Source organism: Thermus brockianus, from assembly GCF_001880325.1.
Classification (GTDB): domain Bacteria; phylum Deinococcota; class Deinococci; order Deinococcales; family Thermaceae; genus Thermus; species Thermus brockianus.
The window spans coordinates 1,685,010-1,709,755 of record NZ_CP016312.1 but is presented as its reverse complement, the minus strand read 5'-3'; the positions used below and the strand labels follow the sequence as shown (position 1 = coordinate 1,709,755).

Genomic DNA, 24,746 nt, shown 5'->3' with positions numbered 1-24,746 from the left:
AAGGTGCTATGATGCCAAGCAATGAGCGACGTCTTCGTGCGCCTCAGGCGGGGGCGGTGGCCCTTTTCCAAGGGGCTTTTGTTGGAGGCCCTCCTGCCCTTAGGGGTCCCCCTCGAGGCCGCCCAGGCCCTGGCCCACACCGTGGAGGAAAGGCTTAAGGAGGAGGGGCGCAAGGAGGTAACCCCCAGGCACCTCCGCCAGGTCCTCCTAGAAGAAGTGGCCAAGGCCCTGGGAAAGGAGGTGGCGGAGGCCCTGGCCCAAAGAACGCTTCCTTTTGAGGAAATCCTGGTCCTGGACGGCAAACGGCGCCGCCCCTTCTCCAAGGGGCTCCTGGTGCGGAGCCTAGAGGAGGCGGGGCTTTCCCTAAAGGAAGCCCACGAGCTTGCCAAACGGGTAGAGGAAAGGCTACGCCAGGAGGGCGTGCGGCAGATTGCCGCCCGCCGGCTAGAGGAGGTGGTGGCCCAAGAGGTGGCCAAGGCCAAGGGCCAGGCGGCGAGAAGGCGCTACCTGGAACGCCGGGCCTTTGCTGGGGAACTCTTTGTGGAAGAGGAGGGGGGTGAACCCCGCATGCCCTTCTCCAAGGGCATCCTGGCCCAGTCCCTCATGGGCATCGGCCTCTCCCCTGAAGGGGCCTACCGCCTGGCCCGGGAGATTGAGGGGGCCTTGCGGCGGGAAGGCCTAAAGGTCATCCGCCGGCCCGAGCTCCGGGAAAGGGTCTTCCAGGCCCTCCTTAAGGAAGCGGGCGAGGAAGTGGCCCGGCGCTACCTCCTCCTAAGGCACCTCCGCCGGAGCGCCCGGCCCGTGCACATCCTCATCGGCGGGGTCACGGGGGTGGGCAAGAGCGTTTTGGCCTCGGCCCTGGCCTACCGCCTGGGCATCACCCACATCGTCCCCTCGGACGCCGTGCGGGAGGTCTTCCGCGCCTCCTTGTCCAAGGACCTCCTCCCCACCCTGCACCTCTCCACCTTTGAGGCCTGGAAGGCCCTTTTGCCCGAACTTTCCCAGGAGGGGCACGAGGGGAGGGTGCTCAGGGGCTTTCTGGACCAGGTGGCCCGGGTGGCGGTGGGGCTCAGGGCCATCCAGGAACGGAGCGCCCTGGAGGGCACCTCCATCGTGCTGGAGGGGGTGCACGTGGTGCCCCGCTACCTGGAACACCCCTACCAGGACCGGGTCCTCACCGTGCCCATGCTGGTCTACCTGCAGGACGAGAAGCTCCACCAGGACCGCTTCCGCCTGCGGGACCGGGAGACGGGCCACGCCCGGCCCAAGGACAAGTACCTGGCCCACTTCGCCGAGATCCGGCTCATCCAGGAGCACCTCCTCCTATGGGCCCAGGAGGAGGGCATCCCCCTCATCCCCGGGGAGGACCTGGACGAGGCGGTGGAGAAGGCCCTGGAGGTACTGGTGGCCTACCTGGAGGCCCGGGGCCAGGCGGAGGTGGCCCGTGCTTGACGCCCTGGCCTTTTCCCTCCTCTTGGCCCTGGCCTTCCGCTTGGAAAAGCGCCTACCCCTTTGGGTCCTTGGGGTCTGGCTCAACCTCCTCTACTTCGTTTACCAAAACGAGCTGGGCTCGGGCTGGCTCCCCTACCTTCGGGGCCTTGGGGCGGGGCTCTTCCTGGCGGCGGGGTACGGGCGGCCGGATCTGGCCTGGGCCCTCACCCCCTGGCCCCTCCTCCTCTACCTGCGGCTGGACGTGAGGGAGTTTCTCCTCTACCTCCCCACCTTAGGGGAAGGGATGCTTGGGGGAAGCCTCCTCTACTTGGCGGGCTTCCGCAAGCGGTAGAGGAGGTAGGGGAGCCCTACCCCCAGAAGCCCCCCCAGAAGGAAGGCAAGGGGGTGGCCGAAGAGGAGCTGGAGGAGGAAAAGCACCCCGTAGAGCCCCAAGAAAAAGGGCACGGGAAAAGGCCTCTCCCCGTAGGCCACCCCCATGGTGCCCACGAAGAGGCCCACGGCCAGGGCCATCCCCTCCTGGTTGGGGCGCAGGAAGAGGAAGTAGGCGTAAAGGGTCACCCCGAAAAGGGCGAGGGCTTGGGAGAGGCGGTGCGGGCTCATTCCCGGACGAAACGGCGGACCCAAAGCTGGGAAAGGGCCAGGGCCACCCCGCCCCAGGCCACCTGGGGCTCCCGCCCCAGGAAACCCATCACCGCCGAGAAGACTCCGGCCAGGAAGAAGTAGGGGACGTACTTGAGGTTCACGGTAAGCCCCAGGACGAAGGCCACCAAAAACCCCGCCACCCCCGGGGGAAGGCTCGCCCCCAGGTAGAGGAAGAGGAGCATGAGGAGGATGGTGATGGCCCCCGCCAGGTAGTAGGCCCCGGGGAAGGGCTCGGGCACCTTTTTTCGGGCGCGCTTGGCCTCCGGCATACCCGAAGCCTACCAGAGGCCTGCCGCTTTCGCCACCGCCTCGAGGGTGGCCGGCACCGGGGGGTCAAGCCGCGCCACCCGCTCCGCCGTGGCCGGGTCCTTGAGGCCGTGGCCCGTGAGGGTGAGGACCAGGGTGCTCTCCGGCTCCAGGCGGCCCTCCTTAAGGAGCTTCCACACTCCGGCCATGGCGGCGGCGCTCGCCGGTTCGCAGAAAATGCCCTCTTCCTCTGCCAGGTAGCGGTAAGCGGCCAGGATCTCCTCGTCCGTGACCGCCTCTATTACCCCCCCGGACTCCTCCTTGGCCCGCACCGCTCCCTCCCAACTGGCCGGGTTGCCGATGCGGATGGCGGTGGCCAGGGTCTCGGGTTTCTCCACCGGGCGCCCCAGGACCAAGGGGGCCGCCCCCGCCGCCTGGAAGCCCAACATGCGGGGTAGGCGCCTAGCCTTCCCCAAGGCGTGGTACTCCTTGTATCCCTGCCAGTGGGCGGTGATGTTCCCGGCGTTCCCCACGGGGAGGGCGTGGTAGTGGGGCGCATCCCCGAGCTCGTCCACCACCTCAAAGGCCAGGGTCTTCTGGCCCTCGAGGCGGAAAGGGTTCACCGAGTTCACCAGGGCCACGGGGTAGCGCTCCGTGAGCTCCCGGGTGAGCCTTAGGGCCTCGTCAAAGTTCCCCTCCACCTGGACGATGCGGGCCCCGTGCACCAGGCTTTGGGCCACCTTGCCTAAGGCCACGTACCCGGCGGGCAGGACCACGATGGCCCGAATCCCGGCCCGGGCGGCGTAGGCGGCGGCGCTCGCCGCCGTGTTCCCGGTGCTGGCGCAGGCGATGGCCTCTGCCCCCGCCTCCACCGCCTTGGACACCGCCAGGGTCATCCCCCGGTCCTTGAAGCTCCCCGTGGGGTTTAGGCCCTCGTACTTGGCGAAAAGCCGGATGCCTCTCTCCCTGGCCTCCTTGGGGCCCTTGAGGGGGATGAGGGGGGTGGAGCCCTCCAGGAGGCTAACCACCGGCGTCCTCTCGGAAACGGGCAGGTGGGGACGGTAGCGTTCAAGGAGGGGAAGGCGCATGGGGATATGCTTCCAGGGAGAGGGCTACTGGGTCAAGACCTCGGGGAAGGGGTGGCCCTCGGCAAGGGGCGGCTTGGCCCTTGGGGCGGGCAGGTGCCCCGGCGCCCCGGAGAGGAGGCGGAGGAGGTCGGCGAAAAGCCCGCTCGCCGTGGCCCCACCCCCCGCCCCGGGGCCGGTGACGAAGGCCTCCCCCAAGGGGTGGGCGCGCACCCAAAGGGCGTTGCCCCGGGCCTGGGCCAAGGGGTGGTCCTGGGGCAGGTACCGGGGCGCCACCTCCGCCCGCCACCTCCCCCCTTCCCCGTAGAGGCTCGCCACCAGGCGCACCCTGGCCCCCCGGCGCCCCGCTTCCTCCAGGTGGTCCGGGGTGAGGCGTGCGATCCCTTGGGCCCTCACCTCGGCAAAGGGAAAGCCCGGGTCCACCAGGAGGCGGGCGAGGAGGGTGAGCTTGTGGGCGGCGTCTATTCCCTCCACGTCCAGGGTGGGGTCGGCCTCGGCGTAGCCTAGGCGCTGGGCCTCGGCCAGGGCCTCGGCGTAGGTCCTGCCCTTCTCCATCTCCTGGAGGATGTAAAGGGTGGTGCCGTTCAGGATGCCGTGGAGCTCCAGGACCTGGCTTCCCCTTAGGGTTTCCAGGAAGGAAAGGGCCGGGGTGCCCGCCATGACGCTCGCCTCGTGGTAGATGAGGCCCTCCTCGGCGAAGGGGCGAAGGGCGTCCCAGGCCTCGGCCAAAAGGGCCTTGTTGGCGGTGATGAGGGGGATGCCGGCCTCGAGGGCGGGGAGGACGAGCTTGAGGGGGGCCTCCACCCCCCCAGGGCCTCCACCACCACGTCCGCCTCCAGGAGGTCAAAGGGCTCCACCCGGAGGAGCTCTGGGGGAATGGCCCTGGGTTTGGCCTTATCCCGCACCAAGACCCCAAGGAAGCGGGGAAGAAAGCCCAGGGCGGCAAGCTCCTCCTGCCGCTCCTGGACCAGGGTGTAAAAGGCGCTCCCCACGGTGCCGCCCCCGAGGAGAGCGAGGTTTAAGGTCTCCATGGGAGGGATTATATAGGTGTGGACCCTAAGGCCCTCCTGGAAGAAGCCGCCCGGGAGCGGGGCCTGGGGGTGGCCTGGGCCCCCCTCGCCCCCCAGGAGGAGGCCAAGGCCCGGTTCCAGGCCTGGCTGGGAGCAGGCCGGCATGGGGGCATGGCCTACCTGGAAGGGCGCGTGGAGGAGCGCTTTGACCCAAGGCGCCGCTTCCCCATGGCCCATAGCGCCCTCCTCCTCTTCGCCCCCTACGCCTTCCCCGACCCCGGGAAGCCCCCTGGGGGCCTCCGGGTGGGCCGGGTGGCCCGCTACGCCTGGGTGCGGGACTACCACCTCCTCTTGGGGGAGGAGCTTAGGCGGCTTGAGCGGGTGGCGGAGGGCCTTGGGGTCTTCGCCAAGGGCTATGTGGACCACGGGCCCCTTTCCGAGCGCACCCTGGCCGCCCTCTCGGGGGCAGGCTGGATTGGGCGGAATGGCTACTTCCTCTCCCAAGGCTTTGGGGTCCACGCCTTCATCGCCGTCCTCCTCACCTCCCTGGAGGTGGCCCCCTCCCCCCTCCACCCCCCCCGCTGCGGCCGGTGCTCCCGCTGCCTTCCCGCCTGCCCCACGGGGGCCCTCCTGGGGGACGGCACCCTGGACGCCCGGGTATGCGTGAGCTACCTCACCGTGGAGCACAAGGGCTTCATCCCCCCTGGGCTTTGGCCTGGGATAGGGGCGTGGCTTCTGGGGTGCGACCTCTGCGGGGAGGCTTGCCCCTGGGGGCGGTTCGGCAAGGCCTGGCCGGGTTTTGCCCCCGAGCCCGAGCTGGCCCACCCGGACCTTCGGGACTTCTTCCGCCTCTCGGGGCACGCCTTCCGGAAGAAGTACGCGGGCACCGCCTTCCTCCGGCCTGGCCGGGCCCGCATGGCCCGCAACGCCCTCATCGTCCTCGCCAACCTGGGCTTGGGGGAAAGCCTGATGGCGGAGGCGGCCCAGGACCCCAACCCCCTGGTGCGCCGCACCGCCCTCCACGCCCTCTTCCGGGCGGGGAAGCCCATCCAAGGCTTCCTAAAGGACCCCGACCCCACGGTGCGCCAGGACGCCCAGGCCCTACTGGAAGCGCCCGGTGCGGTAGACCTTCTCCAAGGCGGGGGGCAGGCCCCAGGCCCTGAGGTCAAAGAGCAGGGGACCGAGGTCGTAGGGTACCTTGAGGAAGCGGGTCTCGAGGGTATCCGTGTCCAGGAGGAGGGCGTCGGCCCCCGGCTCCCCGGAGAGGCTTAGCCCCACGCTCCCTGGGTCCGCCACGAGCCCCTGGCCCACCCGCCTGGCCAGGGGCAGGTGCCGCCCCCCAAGGAGGAGGGCTTTGGCCCCGTAGCGCTCCAAAAGGGTGAGGAACTCCCGGGCCGGGCCCAAGAGGTCCACGCCCTCCTCGGGGCGGCCCGGCCTGCCGTGGAAGGCCACGAGGCGGAAGTTCCCATAGGTACGCCGGTGGGAAAGGCGCAGGGAACGGAGGTAGGCGAGCTCCTTCTCCCCAAGTTGCGCCCGGGTCCATTCCAGGGTGGCCTTGCCCAGGCCTTCGGGGAGGGCGCGGTCCACGGGGTAGGCCACCCGCAGGTCCCAGGCCCCGGCGATGGCGGGAAGCCCTTCCTCCATGAGGCGCCGCACCACCTGGCGGGGATGGGGGCCGTAGCCCACGAGGTCCCCCAAGACCAGGACCTCGTCCACCCCCTCAGCCCGCAGGGCCTCCAGGGCGGCCTCGAGGGCGGGCAGGTTGGCGTGGATATCGGAAAGGACCCCAAGACGCATGGGACCATTCTGCCATAGCCCCACCTGGTCAATCCTTAGGAAGCGCCTTATGGTGAAAGGGTGCGCCCCTTCCTCCTAGGCCTCGCCCTCGCCCTCACCCTCCCCCCTTCCCTTTTGGCTTCCTCGCCCCCTTGCCCCTCGCCTTCCTCCTCCGGGGTGGTTTCCGGGAAGGCTTCCTCGCCGGCGTGGGCTTCTGGGGGCTCCACCTCATCTGGCTTCCCCAAAGCTTCGCAAACCTCTTCGGCCCCTTGGGGGCGCTTCCCTTCCTGCCCCTCGTCCTCCTCAAAGCCCTTTCCTTCGGCCTCCTCTTCGCCCTCACCCCCTCGCCCCTCGCCCGCCTTGGGGGGTGGGTGGTCCTGGAGTGGCTCACGGAGCAGGGCGAGCTGGCCTTCCCCTGGGGGTTTTTGGGCTACGCCCTGGCGGAGGCCCCGGGCCGGGTCCTGGCCGCCTGGGGCGGGGTTTACCTCCTCTCCCTCCTCGTCCTCCTCGCCGCCTACGGCCTCGCCCACCGGCGCCCCTGGGTCCTCCTTCCCTGGGCCCTCCTTTGGCTTTGGCCCCTGCCGCAGGTGGAAGGGGAGGAGAAGGGCCTTCTCGTCCAGGGTAACCTGAACCCCCTGGCCAAGGTCCAGGGGGAGCTGGACGAAAGGGTCTACCTCCGCCTCACCCGAGAGGGCCTCGCCCGCCATCCGGAGGCGGGGCTTGTGGTCTGGCCGGAAACCGCCGTCTGGCAAATCCCCGAAGGCCTGGACACCCTTCTCCAAGGCCGCCCCCTTATCACCGGCCTCAACCTCTTTGGCCCCAACCGGGCGGTCCTGTACCAAGGCGGCCAAATCCTCGCCCACTACGATAAGGTGCGCCTCGTGCCCTTCGGGGAGCGGTTTCCCTTCCGGGAGGTCCTGGGGAGGGTCTACGGCTTCTTCTTCCGCGCCTTTGGCCTTGGGGAACTGGCCAACCGCACCCCGGGGGAAGGCATCGCCCCCTTGGGGGCCTATGGGGTCTTCATCTGCTACGAGTCCGTCTTCCCCTCCGTGGCCCGGGGCCTGGCCCGGGAAGGGGCTAGGGTTCTCGTCCTCCTCACCAACGACGCCTGGTACGGCCCCTCCTTCGGCGGGCGCCAACACTTCGCCATGGGGAGGCTTCGGGCGGTGGAAACGGGCCTTTGGCTCCTCCGGGCCGGGAACGACGGCATCACCGCCAGTGTGGACCCTTTGGGGCGCACGGTGGCGGCCATCCCCCCCCACCGGGAGGGCTTCCTCCTCGCCCCCTATGCCCAAAGGGAGGGCGCCACCCCCTACGTGCGCCTAGGGGACTGGGCGGTGGCCCTGGCGTTGACCATTTTTCTCTTTGGCCTTATCCTTAGGGTGCGTCTGCCGGGGTGGCGGAATTGGTAGACGCGGCAGACTCAAAATCTGTTGCCCGATGAGGGCGTGCGGGTTCGAGTCCCGCTCCCGGCACCAATGGGCCCCGCAAGGGGCCTTTAGGCTTTTTCCCAGAGGGCCAGGGTGTACGCCTCCTCCAGGTGGAGGTGGGGCGGGCTTCCCAAAGCCTCCTGGAAAAGGGCCTTAAGGGTTTCTGGGGAGAGGCGCCTGGCCAAGGGCGGGCCCACCTCCTCCTCCCGGTAGGGCCACTCCAACACCGCCACCCGCCGGGCCACCCGCGCCGCCTCCTTCAGGGCGGGGATGGGGTCCAGGTGGTGGAGGGAGAGGCCGAAGAAGGCCAGGTCAAAGCTCCCGTCGGGAAAGGGGAGGCTTTCCGCCCTGCCCTCCACGAAACGGGCTCCCTTCACCTTGGCCCGGGCCATCTCCAGGCGGTCGGCCCGCGGGTCCAGGCCCACGGTGAAAAGCCCAAGGCCGTGGAAGGCCTCGGCGAAGACCCCGGTCCCGGTGCCGATGTCCAGGGCGCTTTTGGCCTTAAGGCCCTCGAGGGCCCGCCTCGCCACCTCCAGGGGGGCGAAGCGCTCCAGGCGCTCCGGAAGGCGGAAGGGATCCTGGGCCTCGCAGGCGTTGGTAAGGAGGGCCCACATGACCAAAGCCCCCTCCTCCGCCGCCTTGGCGAAGGCCTCCCGAAGCGCCCCAAAGACCACCGCCTCCTCCCCGGAGAGCTCGGTGTGGGTGGGGAAAACCCGGTGGTCCACGCCGCTACCCTCCAGGGCCAGGAGGGCCTTTTCCACCGCGCGGTAGTCCCCTTGCAGGAGGGGGTAGAGGGCGAAAAGGGCCTTTAGCGCCATCGCCCCAAGTATAGGGCAGGGCGGTTCCCCGCCCGCCTCCCCGCCCGGTCCGCCTCGCCGTAGGGGGGGCGGGCCTCCGGGGCGAGGTGGACCGCCTCCCCTTCCGCCTCGGGGGGCCCAGGAGGGCGGCGAGGTCCTCCCGGGTGAGGAAGCGGGCGTGGGTCCAGGGACGCACCCCCTTCTCCCCCAGATGGCGGTAGAGGGCGGCCCAGGGGGAGAGGGCCTCGAGGATGCCCACCACCAGGGCCCCGCCCGGCCTAAGGACCCTCCTCGCCTCACGCAGGGTCCTCCCCACATCCCCCACGAACTCCAAGGTGGTGAAGAGGAGGACCACGTCAAACCGCCCCCCAGGAAAGGGCAGGTCCTCCCCCCGCCCCTCCACCCACACCGCCTCCTTGGCCCGCACCTCCCCCAGGCGGCGCATGGCAGGGGAAGGCTCCACCCCCACCTTCTCCCGGTAGGGGAGGCGCCTGAGCCAGTACCCGGTCCCCGCCCCCACCTCCAGAAGGCTTTCCCCTGGAGGGAGGAGGGCCCTTAGCGCCCTTTCCTCCTCGGCGATGACGTACGCCCCCAAGGGGTCTCGTACCAGGCCTCGTAGGCCTCCGCCAGGCCCTGAAAGGGGTCCTCCACGCCCTCAGTCTAGCCGCACCACCACCCCTTCGTCGGGCCTGAGGCGGAGAAGGTCCCCCACCCGCTCCTCCCGGTCCAGGTGGGTGGAGAGGGCCACCTGCCCCCCTCGAGGCAGGGGAAGGGCCTTTTCCTTGTCCGTGAAGTTGAGGGCCACAAGCCACCCTTCCCCCCTAAGGTAGGCGTAAACGCCCTCCTGGGCCCAGTAGGTGCGGTAGGCCCCGTAAAGGAGGCCAGGGTCTTTCCGCAGGGCGATAAGGCGGCGCACCAGGTGGAGCATGGAGCGGGGGTCCCGCTCCATGGCCGCCACGTTGCGCCTCGGCCAGTCAGGGTTGAGGGGAAGCCAGGGCTCGGCGGTGGAGAAGCCGGCATGGGGGGAGTCGTCCCAGGGCATGGGGGTGCGCTCGGGGTCACGGCCCGGGGGTAGGCCGTGCTCGCCCTTGCGGTCCTTTTGCCTTAAGGCGGCGGGGTCTTGCACCTTCTCCGGGGGAATCTCCCCGTTGGGGAGGGCGAGCTCGTCCCCGTAGTACCAGGTGGGGGTGCCCCTCAGGGTGAAGAGGAGGGTGGCGGCCACCCGGGCCTGGGCCTCCCCCAGGCGGGAGGCCAGGCGGGGCTGGTCGTGGTTGCCCAGAACCCAGTTGGGCCAGTCCAGGCGGGTGAGGAGGCGCTCGTACTCCTCCACGATGCGGGCGATGTTCTCGGGCCGCCAATCGGTAAGGCCCCGGAAGATGAGGTGGAAGTTGAAGGGGAGGTGGCAACCCGCCTGGTAGTAGCGCACGAGCTGGGGATAGGGCAGGTAGATCTCCCCCACCATCACCCGCTCCCGCCCGGGGGCGGAAAACTCGTCCAGGACAAAGCGCATCTCCCGCACATAGGCGTAGGTTTCCGGCTGGTCCTCGGTGAAGAGGTGGAGGTGCCGGCCCCGGTCCCACATGCCCGGGCGCCAGTCGGGGTTGCCGGGCTCGTCCCTCAGGAGGAGGTCCTCGGCCAAAAGCCAAAGGACATCCACCCGGAACCCATCCACCCCCCGCCGGAGCCAAAAGCGCATGACCTCATAAATGGCCTCCCGCACCTCGGGGTTGCGCCAGTTGAGGTCCGGTTGCTCGGGGAGGAACTGGTGGAGGTAGTACTGCCCCGTCCTTTCGTCCAGGGTCCAGGCGGGGCCGCCAAAGAAGCTCTGCCAGTTGTTGGGCGGGCCCCCATCGGGGGCAGGGTCGGCCCAGACGTACCAGTCCCGCTTGGGGCTTTCCCGGGAGGCCCGGGACTCCAAAAACCAGGGGTGCTCGCTGGAGGTGTGGTTGGGCACCAGGTCTATGAGGACCCTTAGCCCCAGGGCATGGGCCTCTTGGAGGAGGCGGTCAAAGTCCTCGAGGGTCCCAAAGATGGGGTCCACGTCGCAGTAGTCGGCCACATCGTAGCCGAAGTCCTTCATGGGGCTCTTGTAAAAGGGGGAAAGCCAAAGGGCATCCACCCCCAAGGACTTGAGGTAGGGAAGCCGCCGCCTTATGCCCTCCAGGTCCCCGATGCCATCGCCGTTGCTATCCTGGAAGCTTCGCGGGTAAATCTGGTAAATCACCGCCTCTTTCCACCACATACCCCAAGTCTACCCCGGCCCAGGCCAGGCTGGAAGGGCTTCCACCCCCTACTCCTCCAGGGGTTGGAAGCGGGGCACCGCCTTCCCTTCCACCTCCACGGGGGCAAGCCAAAGGGATAAGGGCCGGACCCAGTACCCCCTTTCCCCATAGAGGGCCTGGTAGACCACCATCACCTCCTCCGTTTCCGAGTGGCGGGCCAGGAAGAGGACTTGGTAAAGCCCTCCCTTATAGTGGCGGTAAAGCCCCGGCTTAACGGACACGGAGGGGCTCCACGTGGGGATGGAAGGCCGCCTCTTCCGGAAGGAGCCGCCTTTTCTTGGCCCTTCGGTACACGGCGTCCCACATGCGGCAGAAGGAGCAGACGCTTCCCGTGGTAGGGTAGCCGCAGCGCTCGCACTCCCTAAGGGCCACCTCCTCCCCCGCCTGCAACCGGGGTTGTAGTTTCTCCAAAAAACCCTCCAGGAAGCGGAGCTTGGCCCCCGGCATTTCCTTCTCCACCAGGTTTAAGGCCTCCTTGTAGAGGAGGCTCTTCGCCCCCTGGGCGTTGGGGCACTCCTCGTGCAGGTAGCGGATGCCCCGCAGGAGGGTGTAGGAGAGAACTTCCCGCTCGCTAAAGCGGTAGAAGGGCTTGACCCGGGCGGCGAGGCCGGGCTTCTCGGGCAGGACCGGCCCCTGGCGGACCAGGGCGTCCTCCTGGGGGTTGAGGAGGTTGCCGAAAAGCACCGCGGCCTCGTCGTCCAGGTTGTGGCCCGTGGCCACGGCGCGGAACCCCCCTTCCACCGCCACCTGGTTGAGGATGTAGCGCTTGGAAAGCCCACAGGCGGAGCAGGCCACCCGCCCGGAGAGGGCGGCGAGCTCCGGCACGCCAAAGCCATAGGCCTCCTTGAGGTCCACCACCCAAAGCTCCAGGCCCCTTTCCCGGGCGAAGGCCTCCGTGACCTCGAGGCTCCGCCGGGAGTACTCCCCGATACCCAGCTCAATGTGAAGCCCCACCGCCTCGTAGCCCAGGCGGCTTAGCACGTCCCAGAGGGCCAAGGAGTCCTTCCCCCCAGAGACCGCCACCAGAACCCGCTCCCCGGGCTTGAGCATCCCGTGGCGGCGGATGGCCCTTTCCGTCTCCTTCACGAACCAGTCCAGGTAGTGCGCCCGGCAGAGGGCAAAGCCCCGGGAGCGCACCTCCACCTGGGCCTTTTCCCCGCAGACCTTGCAGACCACCCTAGCCTCCCGAGATGGCGGAAAGCACCTCTAGGGTCTCCCCTTCCCCCACCACCTGGTCCAGGGTGAGGAGCTCCTCCCCCCGCACGGCCACCACCGTCTCCGGGTTCAGGCCAAGCTCCAGGAGAACCTCCTTTAGGGGCCTGTCCCCCCTAACCTCCACCTCCTTGCGCTCGGGCAGGCGCAGAATGACCTTCACCCCGCTAGTCTAGCAGGTAGGAGGAGACAAGTTCTGTGAGCCGGCTTAGGGTAAGCCGGTTCCGCTTTTCTATCTCCGGCCGCCTAGGGATTTCCGGGTAGGGGTCCTCGGGGTCGTGGAGGGTAGGGGTAAGGGACCGCCCAAGCCGCCCTTCCCAGGCCCTAAGCCACCCCTCCGGGAGGCGCTCGGGCAAGGGAAGGCCGTGGAAGACGTGGTAAAGGATGGCCCAGACCCGCACCGCCCCGTCCAGGCTGTACCCGCCCCCCAGGGTAAAGAGGACCCGTCCCCCCGCATAGGCCTCGGCGTACTCCAGGATGAGGCGGAAAAGCCTTTCGTAGGCCCGGGTGGTGAGGAGGAGGTCCGCCAAGGGGTCCAGGTAGTGGGCGTCCGCCCCCGCCTGGACCACCAAAACATCGGGCCGGAAGGCCCTTAGGGCCCAGGGCACCAAGGCCTCAAAGACCTCCACGTAGCTTCCGTCCTCGGTAAAAGGCTCCAGGGGAAGGTTGAGCTTCTTCCCCACCCCCTCCCCCCGGCCCAGCTCGTGCACGTGCCCGGTGCCGGGGAAAAGGTAACGGCCCGACTCGTGGAGGCTTAGGGTGAGGACCTCCTTCTCCTCGTAGTGGATCCACTGCACCCCGTCCCCGTGGTGAACGTCAATGTCCAGGTAGGCCACCCGAAGCCCGGCCCGGGTCAGGTGGCGGATGGCCACGGAGAGGTCGTTGTACACGCAAAACCCCGAGGCCCGGTCGTACTGGGCGTGGTGCAGGCCCCCTCCCAGTTGGAGCACCCGCTTTTCCCCGGAAAGGATGCGCCTCGCCCCCTCGAGGGTCCCCCCCACCAGGATGCGGGCCGCCCGGTCCATGCCGGGGAAGACGGGGGTATCCCCCGTGCCCAAGCCATAGTGCTCCAGGTCCGGCACCCTTTCCCCAAGGCTTGCCGCCTCCACCCGCTTCACCAGGCGCTCGGAGTGAACGGCGAGCACCTCCTCCCGGGTGGCCTCCGGGGGAAGGTGGGGCGTCCGCCACACCCCCAGGGCCTGGAGAAGGGAGGTGAGCATCTCCAGGCGCACGGGGGAGAAGGGATGGTCCGGGCCAAAGTTGTAGAGGCGATACTCGTCCCGGTAGATCACCATGGCTTCTTGGGGGGCCAAAGCACCTCAAACCCTTCCCGCCTCAAGCTCTCCGCCAAGAGGTGGGTTTCCAGGGTGTTTACCCGCACCACCGCCCGCACGAAGTCCCCATCCTCCGGGTAGGAGAAGAGGGAGTGGATGTTCACCCCCCGGCCCGCCAAGAACCCCGTGAGGCGGGCCAGTTCCCCTACCCTGTCCGGAAGGCGGACCTCCAGCCTTCCCGAAGGCTCCGTGACCCCGGTGAGCTTAAGCAGGGCATCCAGGAGGTCTATGCCCGTGACGATGCCCACCAAAGCCCCCTCTTCCAAGACCGGCAGGGAACCGATCTTCCTCTCCCGCATCACCCGGGCCGCCTCCTCCACCGGGTCCAGGGGGTGGGCGGTGACCACGCCCCGGGTCATCACCTCGGCCACCTGGGTGCACCCCGGGCAGGGGCCCTTGGGGTTCAGGTGGCTGGTGGCCAGGCGGATGTCCCGGTCGGTGACGATGCCCAGAAGCCGCCCTTCGGCCACCACGGGTAGGTGCCGGATGCCCCTCTCCAGGAGGAGGCGGTAGGCCTCTTCCAGGGTGGCGTCCGGCCCCACCGTGACCACGGGGGAGCGCATCACGTCCTTGACCAGCATGAAACGAGTATACCCCCCGAAGGGGGGTGCTCGGCCCACGATGGCCTCAGAGGATGTCGTCCCGGATGCAGGCCTTGTAGTGGCCCGGGGCCACCTCCTTGAGTTCGGGCACGGTGTGGGCGCACTCGGGGAGGGCGTAGCGGCAACGGGTGCGGAAGACGCACCCCGAAGGGGGGTTGATGGGGGAAGGAATATCCCCCTGGAGCACAATGCGCTCCCGCTTCACCGTGGGGTCAGGAATGGGCACCGCCGAGAGCAAGGCCTCGGTGTAGGGGTGCTTGGGGTTGCGGTAGAGCTCCCGCGAAGAAGCGATCTCCATCACCTTGCCCAGGTACATCACCGCCACCCGGTCGGAGATGTACTCCACCACCGCCAGGTCGTGGGCGATGAAGAGCAGGGTGAGGCCCAGCTCCTCCTTCAGGTCCTGGAGAAGGTTCACCACCTGGGCCTGGATGGACACGTCCAGGGCGGAAACCGGCTCGTCCGCCACGATGAACTCCGGTGCCACCGCCAGGGCCCGGGCGATGCCGATGCGTTGCCTCTGCCCCCCGGAAAACTCGTGGGGGTAGCGGCGCATGTGATCGGGAGAAAGCCCCACGAGCTTTAGGAGCTCCGCCACCCGCTCGGTCCGCTCCTGGGGCGTCTTGCCGATGCCGTGAATCACCAGGGGCTCGGCGATGATGTCCCCCACCGTCATCCGCGGGTTCAGGGAGCTAAAGGGGTCTTGGAAGATGATCTGCATCCGGCGGCGGTAGGGCCTTAGCTTGTCCTTGGGCAGCTCGGTGATGTCCTCCCCGTCAAAAAGGATCCTTCCCCCCGTGGGCTCAATGAGGCGCAACAGGGTGCGGCCCACCGTGGTCTTGCCGCTCCCCGACTCCCCCACAAGCCCCAGTACCTCCCCCCGCCGGATGGCGAAGGATACCCCGTCCACCGCCTTCACGCTCCCCACCACCCGGGAAAGCACCCCGCCCCGGATGGGAAAGTGCTTCTTGAGGTCCTTGACCTCCAGCAGGACCCCGCTCATGCCCTAACCTCCCGGATCTCCCGCCAGCGCACGCACCGCACCTGCCGCCCGTCCCCCACTTCCTCCAAGGGCGGCACCTCCCGGTCGCAAAGCCCCTCCACGTAGTGCTTGCACCGGGGGTGGAAGGCGCAACCAGAAGGCAGGTAAAGCGGGTTCGGCACGTTCCCAGGAATGGCCTCCAACCGCTCCTTGCGCTCCGCCGCAAGGTCCAGCCGGGGCACCGAGTGGAGAAGCCCCCGGGTGTACGGGTGGAGCGGTTCCCTGAAAAGCGGCACCACGTCCGCCTGCTCCACCGCCCGCCCCGCGTACATCACCACCACCCGGTCCGCCATCTCCGCCACCACCCCCAGGTTGTGGGTGATGAAGAGAATGCTCATCCCGATCTCCTCCTGAAGCTTCTTCATCAGCTCCAGGATCTGCGCCTGGATGGTCACGTCCAAGGCGGTGGTGGGCTCGTCGGCGATGAGAAGCGAAGGGTTGCAGGAAAGCGCCATGGCGATCATCACCCGCTGCCGCATCCCCCCGGACATCTGGTGGGGGTAGTTGGCAAGCCGCTTCTTGGGCTCAGGAATCCCCACCAGGTCCAGCATGTGGGCGGCGAGCTCCATGGCCTCCCTCCGGCTTTTCCCCTGGTGGAGCATGATGGCCTCGGCGATCTGGTCCCCCACCGTGTACACCGGGTTCAAGGACGTCATGGGTTCCTGGAAGATCATGGCGATGTCGTTACCCCGGATGCGCCGCATCTCCGCCTCGGAGAGCTTGGTGAGGTCCCGCACCTGGCCGTCCTTCCCCCGGAAGAGGATCTCCCCGCCCACAATCCGCCCCGGGGGCGTGGGAATGAGCCGCATGATGGCCAAGGAAGTCACGCTCTTCCCCGAGCCCGACTCCCCCACCACCGCCAGGGTCTCCCCTTTGTCCACGTGGAAGGACACCCCGTCCACCGCCTTCACCACGCCATCGTCCGTGAAGAAGTGGACCTTAAGGTCTCTCACCTCCAGCAGCCGCTTGTCGTCCATGCGCACTCCTTCGGGCACTGCCCTTAAAACACCTCACCCGTTATACGCCATGCCCGGTCAAAAGAGAAGAGCCTACCGCCTCCTCCTTGGGTCCAAGGCGTCCCGGAGCCCATCCCCCAGGAAGTTCCACGAAAGCACAGCCAGGAAGATGAAAAACCCAGGCCAAAGCACCCAAGGGCGGTCGGTAAAGGAAGCGAAGCCGCCCTGTTGCGCCGCCTGGAGCAGGAGCCCCCAACTGGTGTACGGCTCCGTAACCCCAAGGCCTAAGAAGGAAAGCCCGCTTTCTCCCAGGATAAAGCCGGGGATGGTGAGGGATAGGCTCACGATCACGTAGCTCGCCGTGGCGGGAAGAACATGCCGGGCGATGATGCGCCCATCCGAAGCCCCCAAGGCCCTGGCCGCCTGCACGTAGTCCATCTCCCGCACGGAGAGGACGATCCCCCGCACCACCCGGGCCAATCCCCCCCAGCCGATGAAGCCCAAAAGCCCCACCACCAGGTAAAAGGTGATGAGCGGATCAATGTTGGTGGGAAACACCGCCCGCAAGGAGATGAGGAGGAAAAGGCTGGGAATGGCGGCGATGATCTCCACGGTGCGCATGATGAGGTCGTCAGGATCGAGCTTCAAAGGCTCCCGGAAAACCTTCCAAAGGATAAGAAGGGCTCCCCCAAAACCCAGGAGCAGGACGACCCCATCCACCGCCAGGGAAAAGACACCCTTGCCAGGGCTGAGCCGCACAAAGGACCAGGCCAAGAAAAGAACGCCAGCGGCCACTGCCAGCCAGAGAAGAAGGCCCACAAGCCCCAGCACCCCGCTCCAGCCGCGCCAGGCTCGAGGGGGGAGGGAAAGGGCAAAGGGCCGCCCCGAAAAGTAGCCGGCGATGCCCCCCAGCAAGAGCCCCAGGGCGAAGGAAACCAAAGCGGAAAGGATACCGATGGTAAGGGATACCTGCCCCCCGTAGACGATCCGGCTGAAGAGGTCCCGGCCAAAGTTATCCGTACCCATAAGGAAGATGCGCCCCGGGGGATCCACCCCAATGAGCCTTAGGTCGGAGCGGAACACCTTGAAGACGGTGTAGGGCTGGTCGGGGGTTCGCACGAAAAAGCGCAGGTAGAACTTGCCCTGGGATGGATCCTCCTCGTAACGGGGCTGGAGGGTTACCGGATCAATGCTGCGTTTGGTGGCGTAGACAAAAGGCCGACTGAGCCTTCCCGTTTCGGGGTCCACAAAGTGGATTCGGGTGGGCGGGTGGTTCCCCTTGGGGGGATAGAGCTCATAGTAGTTGGGATCGTAGGGGCTGAAAAACCCGGCGAAGGCGGCCATCAGGTAAAGCACCAGAAGAATGCGCCCGCCCCAGACCGCCAGGCGGTGCTTGCGAAACTGGCGCAAAACCAGCTGGGTGCGGGCGGTAGAAGACGAAAGGCGTTCCACAGATCACCCCTATTCGTAGCGGATCCTGGGGTCCACCCAGGCCAGGAGGAGATCGGAGATGAGGTTGCCGATCATCAAGAGGACCAGGCTCACCGTGAGAAAACCGGCGATCACGTAAAGGTCCTGGTTGGCGATGGCGTCCAGGAAAAAGGGGGTAATACCCGGCCAGGCCATAACCACCTCCACGAACCCCGCTCCCGAGATCAGGCTGGGAAGAAGCCCGCCCAAGGTGGCCACAAAGGGAATCACCGCGTTGCGAAAGGCATGCTTGTACAGGACCACCCGCTCGGCCAAGCCCTTGGCCCGGGCGGTTCGGATATAGTCCTGCCCCAAGACCTCTAGCATCTGTCCCCGCATGAGGCGGGAAAGCCCGGCGATATCGTTGGCGGTGGCCACCAGCACAGGCACCACCGCATGCCAGGCGATGTCCAGGATCTGGCGCAAGGGCGGCATCTGCTCAAAGCCGCTGCTGGTCATGCCGGAAACCGGAAAGATAAGGGTACCCGTGCGGAACTTGATCTGGAGAAGCACGTAGATGGCGATGAGCGCCAGGAAAAAGCTGGGCACCGAGAGCCCGATGTAGGCCAGAAAGGAGAGGAGGCGGTCACCCAAAGAGTACTGGCGCACCGCCCCGTAGACCCCGACGGGAATGGCCACCAGGTACAGAAGAAGGGTGGAGGGGATGACGATTACCATGGAGTTCACCACCCGGGGCCAGATCACCTCCAGGACCGGCGCCTGGAAGGCGAAGGAGTAGCCCAGGTTCAGGTGCAACAGGTTATCCATCCAAAGCAGGTACTGCTCGTAGATGGGGCGATCCAGGCCGAACTGGACCCTAAGGCGGGCGATGGTCTCCGGGGTTACCTTGGGATCCAGCTCCAGCTGGGTCAGGTAATCCCCCGGGGCCAGCTGGATGATGAGGAAGGCCAGGAAGGTAGCCCCGAAGAAGGTGGGGATCAGGTACAGGATTCGGCGAAGGATATATGCGGTCATGGCTTCCCAAAGTATCCCCGGGGCCGATAGACCCCGGGGATACTCTACAGCTAGCTCACTTCTTGATGAAGGTCAGCTCCAGCTCCCGCTGGCCCCAGATGCTGCTGATGATGGCATCGGGGTGCTCCCCACCCAGACGGTTGTTCCAGGCGGGGTGGTAGTTGGGCCCGGCAATGTAGATCACGGGAAGGAGCTGGGCCTCAATCTCCTGCATGCGGTAGCCGATCTCCACCCGCTTCTTGAAGTCCAGCTCGGTGCGGCCACGGGAGTAAAGGGCATCCAGCTGGGTTTCCCTGGGGTCCAGGCACTGGCCCGACTTGTTCCACATGTGCAGGTTGCCCTTGCAGGGCACCACGTTGGAGCCAAAGGGCCAGTCTAGGCTCCCGTCGGAGAGGCCGATGATGATGGCGTCAAAGGGCCGGTCGGGGCCGGAGGAGAGGAGCTGGCCCACCAGGGTGTTGAAGTCAATGGCGGTCAAGTTCACCTTCACCCCCACCTTCTTGGCCTCGTCCACGAAGATCTTGGCGATCTGCTCCCTTTGGTTATTGCCGGCGTTGGTGGCGAGGTTGAACTCCAGGCGGCGTCCCTTGCTGTCCACCAGGTAGCCGTCCTTGTCCTTCTTGGTGAAGCCCAGCTCGGCCAAAAGCTTCGCCGCCTGCTGCAGGTTGTACTCGTACTTGGGCACCTTGGGGTTCACCCACTGGGTGAGGACCGGGTAGACACTGCTGTACATGGGGGTGCCCAGGCCACCGTAGACGATGTCAATCACCGCCTGGCGGTTCACGATGTGGCTCATGGCCCGGCGGAACTTATCCGAGCGGAAGAGGCTTTGCTTGAAGGGGTCCGAGGCCTTATTCCAGTTGAAGACCATGAACTGGCTGCTGGCCACGGGGGAAGCGTTCACCTTGATGGTGGCGTCCAGGCGGCCCTGCTGGATGGCCTGGCGCACCTGGGAAATGTGGTCTACGGTAGCGGGGGCAAAGAGGTCAATGTTGCCTGCCAGGAACTCCGCCAGCCGGGCGTTCACGTCCTTGACGATCTTGATCTCGTAGCGGTCCAGGTAGGGCAAGGGGTTTCCGGCCTCGTCCTTGTTCCACTCCCCGAAGGCCGGGTTGCGCTTCAGGACCAGGCGCTCACCCGGGCGGTAGCTCTCAATGAGCCAGGGCCCGCCGGAAACAATGTTATTCGGCTTCTCGTTCAGGGTCCACATCTTCTTGATGCCCTCGGCCCCCTCCCTTTGGTAGACGGGGCCGAAGACGTGGGCGGGCCAGGGCGCAAAGCTGGCCACGGCAAAGGCGTCCGCATCGGTCTTGGGGTAGATGAAGCGGATGGTGTAGTCGTCAATCTTGCGCAGGGTGATAGGCTTGCCGTCAATAAAGAAGGTATCGTAGAGGTTGGACCCCACCGCCTTATCCGTGTGGATGCGCCAGGTCATGATCCAGTCGTCGGCAGTGATGGGCTTGCCGTCGGACCACTTCATCCCCCGGCGGATCTTGAAGGTGATCTCCAGCTTGTTGGGGCTGATGGTCCAGGACTCCGCCATGTAGGGAATCCAATCCCCGGTGGTGGGGTCGCGCCTCACGAGGCCGCGATCCCCGGAAATGAGGTCAGGGACGCTGTCCGCCTCGGCGGTGATAAAGGGGTTAAAGGTACGGTAGTCGGAAATAACCGCTGCCCGCAGCGTACCGCCCCGCTTCACCTCAGAGGGCTTGGCCACCGTCCACATTCTGGGGCCAGACAAAGGTTTGGGCGCTGGCCACGCCGGCCAGCGCGATAAGGCCTGCCATCCACACCAGGGCTCTTCTCATATTCTCGCCTCCCCTTGCCTTACGGCGCTAAGGCTACACGTTCCGTTTAGCCCCTGTCAAGCACGCTTGACCGGCGGGGGGGTTCGTGAAAAAATCCCCTGCATAAGGAGGCGGCCATGAAAGCGGTGGTCATGGAGGCGAGAGGCGGCCCGGAGGTGCTCAAGGTGGCGGAGGTGCCTACACCCGAGCCAGGGCCCAAGGAGGTGCGCTTACGGGTGAAGGCAGCGGCCCTCAACCACCTGGACGTCTGGGTGCGCAAGGGGGTGGCGAGCCCCAAGCTTCCCCTCCCCCACGTGCTGGGCGCGGACGCCAGCGGGGTGGTGGACGCGGTGGGCCCCGGGGTCACGGCCTTCGCGCCGGGGGACGAGGTGGTGGTGAACCCCGGCCTTTCCTGCGGCCACTGCGAGCGGTGCCTGGCGGGGGAGGATAACCTTTGCCCAAGGTACGAGATCCTGGGGGAGCACCGCTGGGGGGCGTACGCCGAGTACCTGGTGGTGCCCGAGGCGAACCTCCTCAAAAAACCCCAAAACCTCTCCTTTGAGGAGGCGGCGGCCATCCCTCTCACCTTCCTCACCGCCTGGCAGATGGTGGTGGACAAGCTCCAGGTCCGCCCTGGGGACGACGTCCTGATCATGGCGGCGGGGAGCGGGGTGAGCGTGGCCGCCATCCAGATCGCCAAGCTCCACGGGGCTCGGGTCATCGCCACGGCGGGTTCCGAGGAAAAGCTCAGGAAAGCCCGGGAACTGGGGGCGGACGAAGCGGTGAACTACACCCACCCCGAGTGGTTTAAGGAGGTGCGCCGCCTCACCGGGGGCAAGGGGGCGGACAAGGTGGTGGACCATACCGGCGCCCTTTACTTTGAAGGGGTGATCAAGGCCACGGCCAACGGCGGACGCATCGCCATCGCTGGCGCCTCCTCGGGTTACGAGGGAACCTTACCTTTCGCCCACGTGTTTTTCCGCCAGCTTTCCATTTTGGGATCTACCATGGCCTCTAAAAGCCGCCTCTTTCCCATCCTCCGTTTCGTGGAAGAAGGGAAACTGCGGCCTGTGGTGGGGCAGGTTCTCCCCTTGGAAGAGGCAGCCGAGGGGCACCGGCTTTTGGAGGAGCGGCGGGTATTTGGCAAGGTGGTGCTTCGGGTGGACTAAAGGCCTTTCGTCCCTTCTCTAAGGGAAGCCTGGACTACGGGCTAAAGGGATAGAATGCCGTGGGAGGTGGTGTTTATGGAACATACGGACGTCCTCATCATCGGTGCGGGGCCAGCGGGTCTCTTTGCGGGTTTCTACGTGGGGATGCGGGGGCTTTCCTTTCGTTTCGTAGACCCTTTGCCGGAACCTGGGGGCCAACTTAGCGCTCTCTACCCGGAAAAATACATCTACGACGTGGCGGGCTTTCCTAAGGTATACGCCAAGGACCTGGTGAAGGGCCTCGTGGAGCAGGTGGCCCCCTTTAACCCGATTTACAGCCTAGGGGAGCGGGCAGAAACCCTGGAGAAGGATGGCGACCATTTCAGGGTCACCACCTCCACGGGCCAGACCTACACCGCCAAGGCGGTCATCATCGCCGCAGGGGTGGGAGCCTTTGAGCCCAGGCGTCTCGGGGCCCCTGGGGAGAAGGAATTTGAGGGCAAAGGGGTGTACTACGCCGTGAAGGCCAAGGCGGAGTTTCAGGGGAAGCGGGTGCTGATCGTGGGCGGGGGGGATAGCGCCGTGGACTGGGCCCTCAACCTGCTGGGCACCGCCCAAGAAATCACCCTCATCCACCGCAGGCCCCAGTTCCGGGCCCACGAGGCCAGCGTGAGGGAGCTTCTCCAGGCCCAGGAGGAAGGGAAACTTCGGGTACTTACCCCCTACGAGGTGCGGCGGATAGAGGGGGATAGCTGGGTGAAGCAGGTGGTGATTTTCCACAACCAAACCCAGGAAGAGGTGGTGCTGGCGGTGGACGCCGTGCTTATCCTGGCGGGCTACCTTACCAAGCTGGGCCCCTTGGCCAACTGGGGCCTGGAGCTGGAAAAGAACAAGATCAAGGTGGACACCACCATGGCCACCAGCATCCCCGGGGTCTACGCCTGCGGGGACATCGTCACGTACCCGGGAAAGCTCCCTCTCATCGTTCTGGGGTTTGGCGAGGCCGCCATCGCCGCTAACCACGCCGCCGCCTACGCCAACCCCGCCCTAAAGGTGAACCCGGGCCACTCCTCGGAGAAGGCGGAGGAGAAAACCCCTGCTTAAGGACCTCCACCCCCTGGGGCCTGGACCCCAGGGGGTTTCGCTTGTTCTATCATGGGGGCATATGCGGGTTGCCCTTTTCATTGACGGTTCCTACATGTACCTGGCGGCTAAGCGCTTAGGGTGGAACGTGGACCACCGGCGCGTCCTCACGCAGTTCGCCACCCCCGAGCAGCTTTACAACGCCTTCTACTACGTGCCCATCACCGACCCCGAAGACGAGCGACAACAACGGTTCATTGACGCCCTGGTCTTCATGGGCTACACGGTGCGAAGCCGCCTCATCCGGGGGGAAGCCCGTTTTGAGGCCATGATCGCCACCGACCTCCTCACCACCGCCCCCCGCTGGGACCGGGCCATCGTGGCGAGCGGCTCCGGGGACCTGGCCCACACCTTTGCCGCCCTTAGGGCTATGGGCAAGGAAGTCCACCTCCTAGGCGTCCACGAACTGGCCGACCTGGAGCTCCGCAACCAGGCGGACCGTTTTCTGAACCTACCCGAGTGGCGGGAGGTGCTGGAAAGGACCCTAGGGGGCCGGCGCACCTACGTGGGCTACCCTGTGGAGGCCACGGTGGAAGTACCCCCCGCTACGGTGGAAGAGGGAAAACCCTGAAAGGGCCATGCGCCCTGGGCCCTGGCTCGTCCTCCTGCTGGCGGGCCTTCTTTTTTGGACCCCGCCCACCTTCCCGGAAGCCCCACCCTCCCCGAGCCTGCGGGCGCTTCTCCCCTACCCCAAGGCGGTTCGGGAGAGGCTTGTGGCCCTGCATCTTCGGAACAAGGCGAGCCTTCGCCTCCTCCTGGGGGAAGGGGCGGCCCGGGCCTACGACCGGCTTTTACGCTTGGAGCTCAGCAACCAGCGGGCGGGAAAGCACTCGGCCTTCGCCGAACCCCAGGCCGCCCTCGCCGCCGCCAAGCGGTGGGTGGAAGCCATCGGCCAAGCCCACCGGAGGCAAAGGGTGGACCTCCGGGGCCTTCCCACGGCTCCTCACCACGTCCTGCCCCACACCAGGGAGATTCGGGCGGCGGCAGGGGCCTTGCACATCCCCAAAGGCACCTTGGCGGCCATTGTGGACAACGAGCAGTACGGGGGGGACAAGGCCCTGGGGCTTTCCCGAAGCGTGCGGGAAGCAGCGGACGCCTTGGCCGAAGACCTAGCGACGCTTCAGGGCCAAGCCCCTTTTAGCCGCACCCTGGGCCTCGCCCAGATGAGCTGGGAAGACGCCCTCAAACAGGAGGAAAGGCTAAGGCGGTTTGGCGCCTGGGACCCCGCAAGGCCCTTTCCCCGCACAGAGGCGGAGGCCCGGGCGGCGTTGGAGGACCCCTACCTCAACCTTCTTTTCACGGCAAGCCGCCTAAGGGGCTATTTCAATGCCATTTTGGGGCTTTCGCCTGGGGATACCCGCCCCCTCGAGGACCCCTGGCTCCACTACCTAGGCCCCGCCTGGCACAACTACCCCTTGAGGGCCCAGAACCTGGAAACCTGGGAGGATAGCTTCCATGGGTTCTTTAAGGGCCTCCTCTACGAAGAGGTCCTGGAGGGCCACTGGCACCTGGAGGGCCAGACCCTTATTCCCGAAAGGATCTACGGCCCTGGCACCCAGGCCTCGCCCAGCGCCTACCCGCCCCGCCTTCTCCCCTAAACCCGCTCCATCCAAGGGAGGGGTTCCCCCGGGGGTAGGACCGGCCAGCGCCCTTCCCGCATGTGCCGGAAGATGGCCTCCACCGCCCTTTCCGCCTCCGCCACCCAAAGGGGAGGATAGAGGGCCCTTTTGGCCCAAAACTCCTCCCGGTCAAACACTTCGCAGGTGTGGTCCGCCCGGCACTTCACGTCCAGTTCCAGGTCGTACTGCCGCAGGGCCTTCCCCGTCCACTCCGCTGGGGTCTGCACGTTCCAGTAGTACTCCAAGACCCGCCCCTCCCGCACGTCGGGCCCGCCTGAGTACCAGGCCCCGGGGAAAAAGGCCACGTAGGCGTCGTGGTCCAGGACCACAGACCGCCCCTTGGCCACGTGGTGGAAGACCCCACCCTGGGGCAGGAGGGTGAGCACGCCCTCGGGCCGCACCTCCACCACCCGGGCCTCCCAGTAGTAGTGAAGGACCCCCTCCGGGTACTTCCAGAACTCCACCCGGACGGAGTCCCCCGGGGCAAGGGGCCAGCTCACCGCTTGGTGCTGATGCCCAGGACCTTGTAAAGGGCGCAGAAGCCGGTGATGGCGGTGAAGAGGAGGACCACGGCCACGATGCCCAAAATCCAGTTCCAGGGAGAGGCGGACTGGAAGGCGAAGTAGAAGAGGACCAGGGCCAGGACGAACCGGATGACCCTATCGGCGGTGCTTTCGTTCACCGTCATGGCTGACCTCCGCCTTCAAGCGTACACCAGGTGGGCCAGGACGTTTGGCC

23 protein-coding genes, 1 tRNA gene and 5 pseudogenes are annotated in these 24,746 nt (G+C 66.7%); 9 read left to right on the top strand and 20 right to left on the bottom strand.

Translation table 11 applies throughout. The features are described 5' to 3' along the window. Window positions 1-21 precede the first annotated feature (21 nt). Both A0O31_RS09225 and A0O31_RS09220 read left to right on the top strand, forming a co-directional pair. The gene (locus A0O31_RS09225; protein WP_071677599.1) at window positions 22-1,452 is read left to right on the top strand and encodes an ATP cone domain-containing protein; all 1,431 of its coding nucleotides are present in this window, start codon (window positions 22-24) and stop codon (window positions 1,450-1,452) included. After that, window positions 1,445-1,783 (top strand): hypothetical protein, encoded by a 339-nt coding sequence (locus A0O31_RS09220; RefSeq protein ID WP_071677598.1) that lies wholly within the window; start codon window positions 1,445-1,447, stop codon window positions 1,781-1,783. Before A0O31_RS09225 ends, A0O31_RS09220 begins: the two co-directional genes overlap by 8 nt. On the opposite strand, the gene A0O31_RS09215 is transcribed toward A0O31_RS09220, so the two are convergent. The 4 genes and pseudogenes from A0O31_RS09215 to A0O31_RS09200 form a co-directional block, all read right to left on the bottom strand. Further along, complete coding sequence (locus A0O31_RS09215; protein ID WP_071677597.1) at window positions 1,756-2,052, bottom strand: hypothetical protein; 297 nt, start codon at window positions 2,050-2,052, stop codon at window positions 1,756-1,758. The genes A0O31_RS09220 and A0O31_RS09215 overlap by 28 nt on opposite strands. Further along, entirely contained in the window at window positions 2,049-2,363 is a 315-nt protein-coding gene (locus tag A0O31_RS09210) for a hypothetical protein (RefSeq protein ID WP_071677596.1), read from the bottom strand. The genes A0O31_RS09215 and A0O31_RS09210 overlap by 4 nt, the downstream gene beginning before the upstream one ends. Before the next feature lie 9 nt (window positions 2,364-2,372). After that, on the bottom strand, window positions 2,373-3,428 hold the full coding sequence (gene thrC, locus A0O31_RS09205; RefSeq protein WP_071677595.1) for a threonine synthase: 1,056 nt from the start codon (window positions 3,426-3,428) through the stop codon (window positions 2,373-2,375). 24 nt (window positions 3,429-3,452) lie between these two features. Beyond that, window positions 3,453-4,456: pseudogene (locus A0O31_RS09200) on the bottom strand (homoserine dehydrogenase). Window positions 4,457-4,474: 18 nt separating this feature from the next. On the opposite strand from A0O31_RS09200, the pseudogene queG reads away from it, so the two are divergent. Beyond that, window positions 4,475-5,614, top strand: a pseudogene (gene queG, locus A0O31_RS09195) (tRNA epoxyqueuosine(34) reductase QueG); the annotation flags it as partial. On the opposite strand, the gene A0O31_RS09190 reads toward queG, so the two are convergent. Then, window positions 5,537-6,232: a metallophosphoesterase family protein gene (locus A0O31_RS09190; protein WP_071677594.1), complete on the bottom strand. Its 696-nt coding sequence runs from the start codon at window positions 6,230-6,232 to the stop codon at window positions 5,537-5,539. The pseudogene queG and the gene A0O31_RS09190 overlap by 78 nt on opposite strands. A 60-nt stretch (window positions 6,233-6,292) precedes the next feature. On the opposite strand from A0O31_RS09190, the pseudogene lnt reads away from it, so the two are divergent. Together lnt and A0O31_RS09180 are read left to right on the top strand one after the other, a co-directional pair. Then, window positions 6,293-7,623 (top strand): annotated as a pseudogene (gene lnt / locus A0O31_RS09185) (apolipoprotein N-acyltransferase). Next, a tRNA-Leu gene (locus tag A0O31_RS09180) sits at window positions 7,602-7,689 on the top strand. The pseudogene lnt and the gene A0O31_RS09180 overlap by 22 nt, the downstream one beginning before the upstream one ends. Window positions 7,690-7,709: 20 nt before the next feature. Here A0O31_RS09180 and A0O31_RS09175 read toward each other — a convergent pair. The 13 genes and pseudogenes from A0O31_RS09175 to A0O31_RS09115 all read right to left on the bottom strand — a co-directional run bounded on the left by A0O31_RS09175 (window position 7,710) and on the right by A0O31_RS09115 (window position 20,119). Beyond that, window positions 7,710-8,459, bottom strand: a complete 750-nt coding sequence (locus tag A0O31_RS09175; RefSeq protein ID WP_071677593.1) for a class I SAM-dependent methyltransferase — start codon at window positions 8,457-8,459, stop codon at window positions 7,710-7,712. Then, window positions 8,450-9,089: pseudogene (locus tag A0O31_RS09170) on the bottom strand (class I SAM-dependent methyltransferase). Before A0O31_RS09170 ends, A0O31_RS09175 begins: the two are co-directional and overlap by 10 nt. A 4-nt stretch (window positions 9,090-9,093) precedes the next feature. Further along, a complete protein-coding gene (locus tag A0O31_RS09165) occupies window positions 9,094-10,680 on the bottom strand; it encodes an alpha-amylase family glycosyl hydrolase (RefSeq protein WP_071677592.1) in 1,587 nt (528 codons plus the stop codon). 48 nt (window positions 10,681-10,728) lie between these two features. After that, window positions 10,729-10,941, bottom strand: a complete 213-nt coding sequence (locus tag A0O31_RS09160) for a DUF1653 domain-containing protein (protein WP_071677591.1) — start codon at window positions 10,939-10,941, stop codon at window positions 10,729-10,731. Further along, on the bottom strand, window positions 10,931-11,896 hold the full coding sequence (gene ttuA, locus A0O31_RS09155; protein WP_071677590.1) for a tRNA-5-methyluridine(54) 2-sulfurtransferase: 966 nt from the start codon (window positions 11,894-11,896) through the stop codon (window positions 10,931-10,933). Before ttuA ends, A0O31_RS09160 begins: the two co-directional genes overlap by 11 nt. A gap of 1 nt (window position 11,897) precedes the next feature. Beyond that, the gene (gene ttuB, locus A0O31_RS09150) at window positions 11,898-12,095 is read right to left on the bottom strand and encodes a sulfur carrier protein TtuB (protein WP_071677589.1); all 198 of its coding nucleotides are present in this window, start codon (window positions 12,093-12,095) and stop codon (window positions 11,898-11,900) included. A gap of 4 nt (window positions 12,096-12,099) precedes the next feature. Continuing rightward, on the bottom strand, window positions 12,100-13,227 hold the full coding sequence (locus tag A0O31_RS09145) for an acetoin utilization protein AcuC (RefSeq protein WP_071677962.1): 1,128 nt from the start codon (window positions 13,225-13,227) through the stop codon (window positions 12,100-12,102). Further along, entirely contained in the window at window positions 13,221-13,847 is a 627-nt protein-coding gene (locus A0O31_RS09140) for an acetoin utilization AcuB family protein (protein ID WP_071677588.1), read from the bottom strand. The genes A0O31_RS09145 and A0O31_RS09140 overlap by 7 nt, the downstream gene beginning before the upstream one ends. Window positions 13,848-13,893: 46 nt before the next feature. Then, window positions 13,894-14,871, bottom strand: coding sequence for an ABC transporter ATP-binding protein (locus tag A0O31_RS09135; RefSeq protein ID WP_039458780.1), 978 nt, complete (start codon window positions 14,869-14,871; stop codon window positions 13,894-13,896). Then, a complete protein-coding gene (locus tag A0O31_RS09130) occupies window positions 14,868-15,887 on the bottom strand; it encodes an ABC transporter ATP-binding protein (RefSeq protein ID WP_039458776.1) in 1,020 nt (339 codons plus the stop codon). The genes A0O31_RS09135 and A0O31_RS09130 overlap by 4 nt, the downstream gene beginning before the upstream one ends. Before the next feature lie 72 nt (window positions 15,888-15,959). After that, window positions 15,960-17,318 (bottom strand): ABC transporter permease, encoded by a 1,359-nt coding sequence (locus tag A0O31_RS09125; RefSeq protein ID WP_071677587.1) that lies wholly within the window; start codon window positions 17,316-17,318, stop codon window positions 15,960-15,962. Between the two features lie 9 nt (window positions 17,319-17,327). Then, a complete protein-coding gene (locus tag A0O31_RS09120) occupies window positions 17,328-18,311 on the bottom strand; it encodes an ABC transporter permease (RefSeq protein ID WP_071677586.1) in 984 nt (327 codons plus the stop codon). Window positions 18,312-18,366: 55 nt separating this feature from the next. Further along, a pseudogene (locus A0O31_RS09115) lies at window positions 18,367-20,119 on the bottom strand (ABC transporter substrate-binding protein). Window positions 20,120-20,235: 116 nt separating this feature from the next. Between A0O31_RS09115 and A0O31_RS09110 the strand changes: the two are divergent. From A0O31_RS09110 to A0O31_RS09095, 4 genes are all read left to right on the top strand, one after another. Then, window positions 20,236-21,267 carry a zinc-binding dehydrogenase gene (locus A0O31_RS09110; protein ID WP_071677585.1) on the top strand — a complete coding sequence of 344 codons (1,032 nt, stop codon included), beginning with the start codon at window positions 20,236-20,238 and terminating at the stop codon, window positions 21,265-21,267. Window positions 21,268-21,342: 75 nt separating this feature from the next. Beyond that, window positions 21,343-22,350: an NAD(P)/FAD-dependent oxidoreductase gene (locus A0O31_RS09105; protein WP_071677961.1), complete on the top strand. Its 1,008-nt coding sequence runs from the start codon at window positions 21,343-21,345 to the stop codon at window positions 22,348-22,350. A gap of 61 nt (window positions 22,351-22,411) precedes the next feature. Next, on the top strand, window positions 22,412-22,960 hold the full coding sequence (locus tag A0O31_RS09100) for a LabA-like NYN domain-containing protein (protein WP_071677584.1): 549 nt from the start codon (window positions 22,412-22,414) through the stop codon (window positions 22,958-22,960). Window positions 22,961-22,967: 7 nt separating this feature from the next. Further along, window positions 22,968-23,987 (top strand): hypothetical protein, encoded by a 1,020-nt coding sequence (locus A0O31_RS09095; protein WP_071677583.1) that lies wholly within the window; start codon window positions 22,968-22,970, stop codon window positions 23,985-23,987. On the opposite strand, the gene A0O31_RS09090 is transcribed toward A0O31_RS09095, so the two are convergent. Both A0O31_RS09090 and A0O31_RS09085 read right to left on the bottom strand, forming a co-directional pair. Further along, window positions 23,984-24,508 carry a ribonuclease FAU-1 family protein gene (locus A0O31_RS09090; RefSeq protein ID WP_071677582.1) on the bottom strand — a complete coding sequence of 175 codons (525 nt, stop codon included), beginning with the start codon at window positions 24,506-24,508 and terminating at the stop codon, window positions 23,984-23,986. The genes A0O31_RS09095 and A0O31_RS09090 overlap by 4 nt on opposite strands. After that, entirely contained in the window at window positions 24,505-24,696 is a 192-nt protein-coding gene (locus A0O31_RS09085; protein WP_071677581.1) for a YgaP family membrane protein, read from the bottom strand. The genes A0O31_RS09090 and A0O31_RS09085 overlap by 4 nt, the downstream gene beginning before the upstream one ends. Window positions 24,697-24,746 lie beyond the last annotated feature (50 nt).

What these genes read in the sequence shown, in the direction of transcription:
- A0O31_RS09145 (WP_071677962.1), bottom strand. Translation starts at nt 13,227, where the DNA reads ATGGTGATCTACCGGGACGAGTATCGCCTCTACAACTTTGGCCCGGAC.
- A0O31_RS09130 (WP_039458776.1), bottom strand. Translation starts at nt 15,887, where the DNA reads ATGGACGACAAGCGGCTGCTGGAGGTGAGAGACCTTAAGGTCCACTTC.
- A0O31_RS09225 (WP_071677599.1), top strand. Translation starts at nt 22, where the DNA reads ATGAGCGACGTCTTCGTGCGCCTCAGGCGGGGGCGGTGGCCCTTTTCC.
- A0O31_RS09095 (WP_071677583.1), top strand. Translation starts at nt 22,968, where the DNA reads ATGCGCCCTGGGCCCTGGCTCGTCCTCCTGCTGGCGGGCCTTCTTTTT.
- A0O31_RS09140 (WP_071677588.1), bottom strand. Translation starts at nt 13,847, where the DNA reads ATGCTGGTCAAGGACGTGATGCGCTCCCCCGTGGTCACGGTGGGGCCG.
- A0O31_RS09210 (WP_071677596.1), bottom strand. Translation starts at nt 2,363, where the DNA reads ATGCCGGAGGCCAAGCGCGCCCGAAAAAAGGTGCCCGAGCCCTTCCCC.
- A0O31_RS09165 (WP_071677592.1), bottom strand. Translation starts at nt 10,680, where the DNA reads ATGTGGTGGAAAGAGGCGGTGATTTACCAGATTTACCCGCGAAGCTTC.
- A0O31_RS09215 (WP_071677597.1), bottom strand. Translation starts at nt 2,052, where the DNA reads ATGAGCCCGCACCGCCTCTCCCAAGCCCTCGCCCTTTTCGGGGTGACC.
- A0O31_RS09110 (WP_071677585.1), top strand. Translation starts at nt 20,236, where the DNA reads ATGAAAGCGGTGGTCATGGAGGCGAGAGGCGGCCCGGAGGTGCTCAAG.
- A0O31_RS09190 (WP_071677594.1), bottom strand. Translation starts at nt 6,232, where the DNA reads ATGCGTCTTGGGGTCCTTTCCGATATCCACGCCAACCTGCCCGCCCTC.
- A0O31_RS09105 (WP_071677961.1), top strand. Translation starts at nt 21,343, where the DNA reads ATGGAACATACGGACGTCCTCATCATCGGTGCGGGGCCAGCGGGTCTC.
- A0O31_RS09175 (WP_071677593.1), bottom strand. Translation starts at nt 8,459, where the DNA reads ATGGCGCTAAAGGCCCTTTTCGCCCTCTACCCCCTCCTGCAAGGGGAC.
- A0O31_RS09100 (WP_071677584.1), top strand. Translation starts at nt 22,412, where the DNA reads ATGCGGGTTGCCCTTTTCATTGACGGTTCCTACATGTACCTGGCGGCT.
- A0O31_RS09135 (WP_039458780.1), bottom strand. Translation starts at nt 14,871, where the DNA reads ATGAGCGGGGTCCTGCTGGAGGTCAAGGACCTCAAGAAGCACTTTCCC.
- A0O31_RS09120 (WP_071677586.1), bottom strand. Translation starts at nt 18,311, where the DNA reads ATGACCGCATATATCCTTCGCCGAATCCTGTACCTGATCCCCACCTTC.
- A0O31_RS09085 (WP_071677581.1), bottom strand. Translation starts at nt 24,696, where the DNA reads ATGACGGTGAACGAAAGCACCGCCGATAGGGTCATCCGGTTCGTCCTG.
- thrC (WP_071677595.1), bottom strand. Translation starts at nt 3,428, where the DNA reads ATGCGCCTTCCCCTCCTTGAACGCTACCGTCCCCACCTGCCCGTTTCC.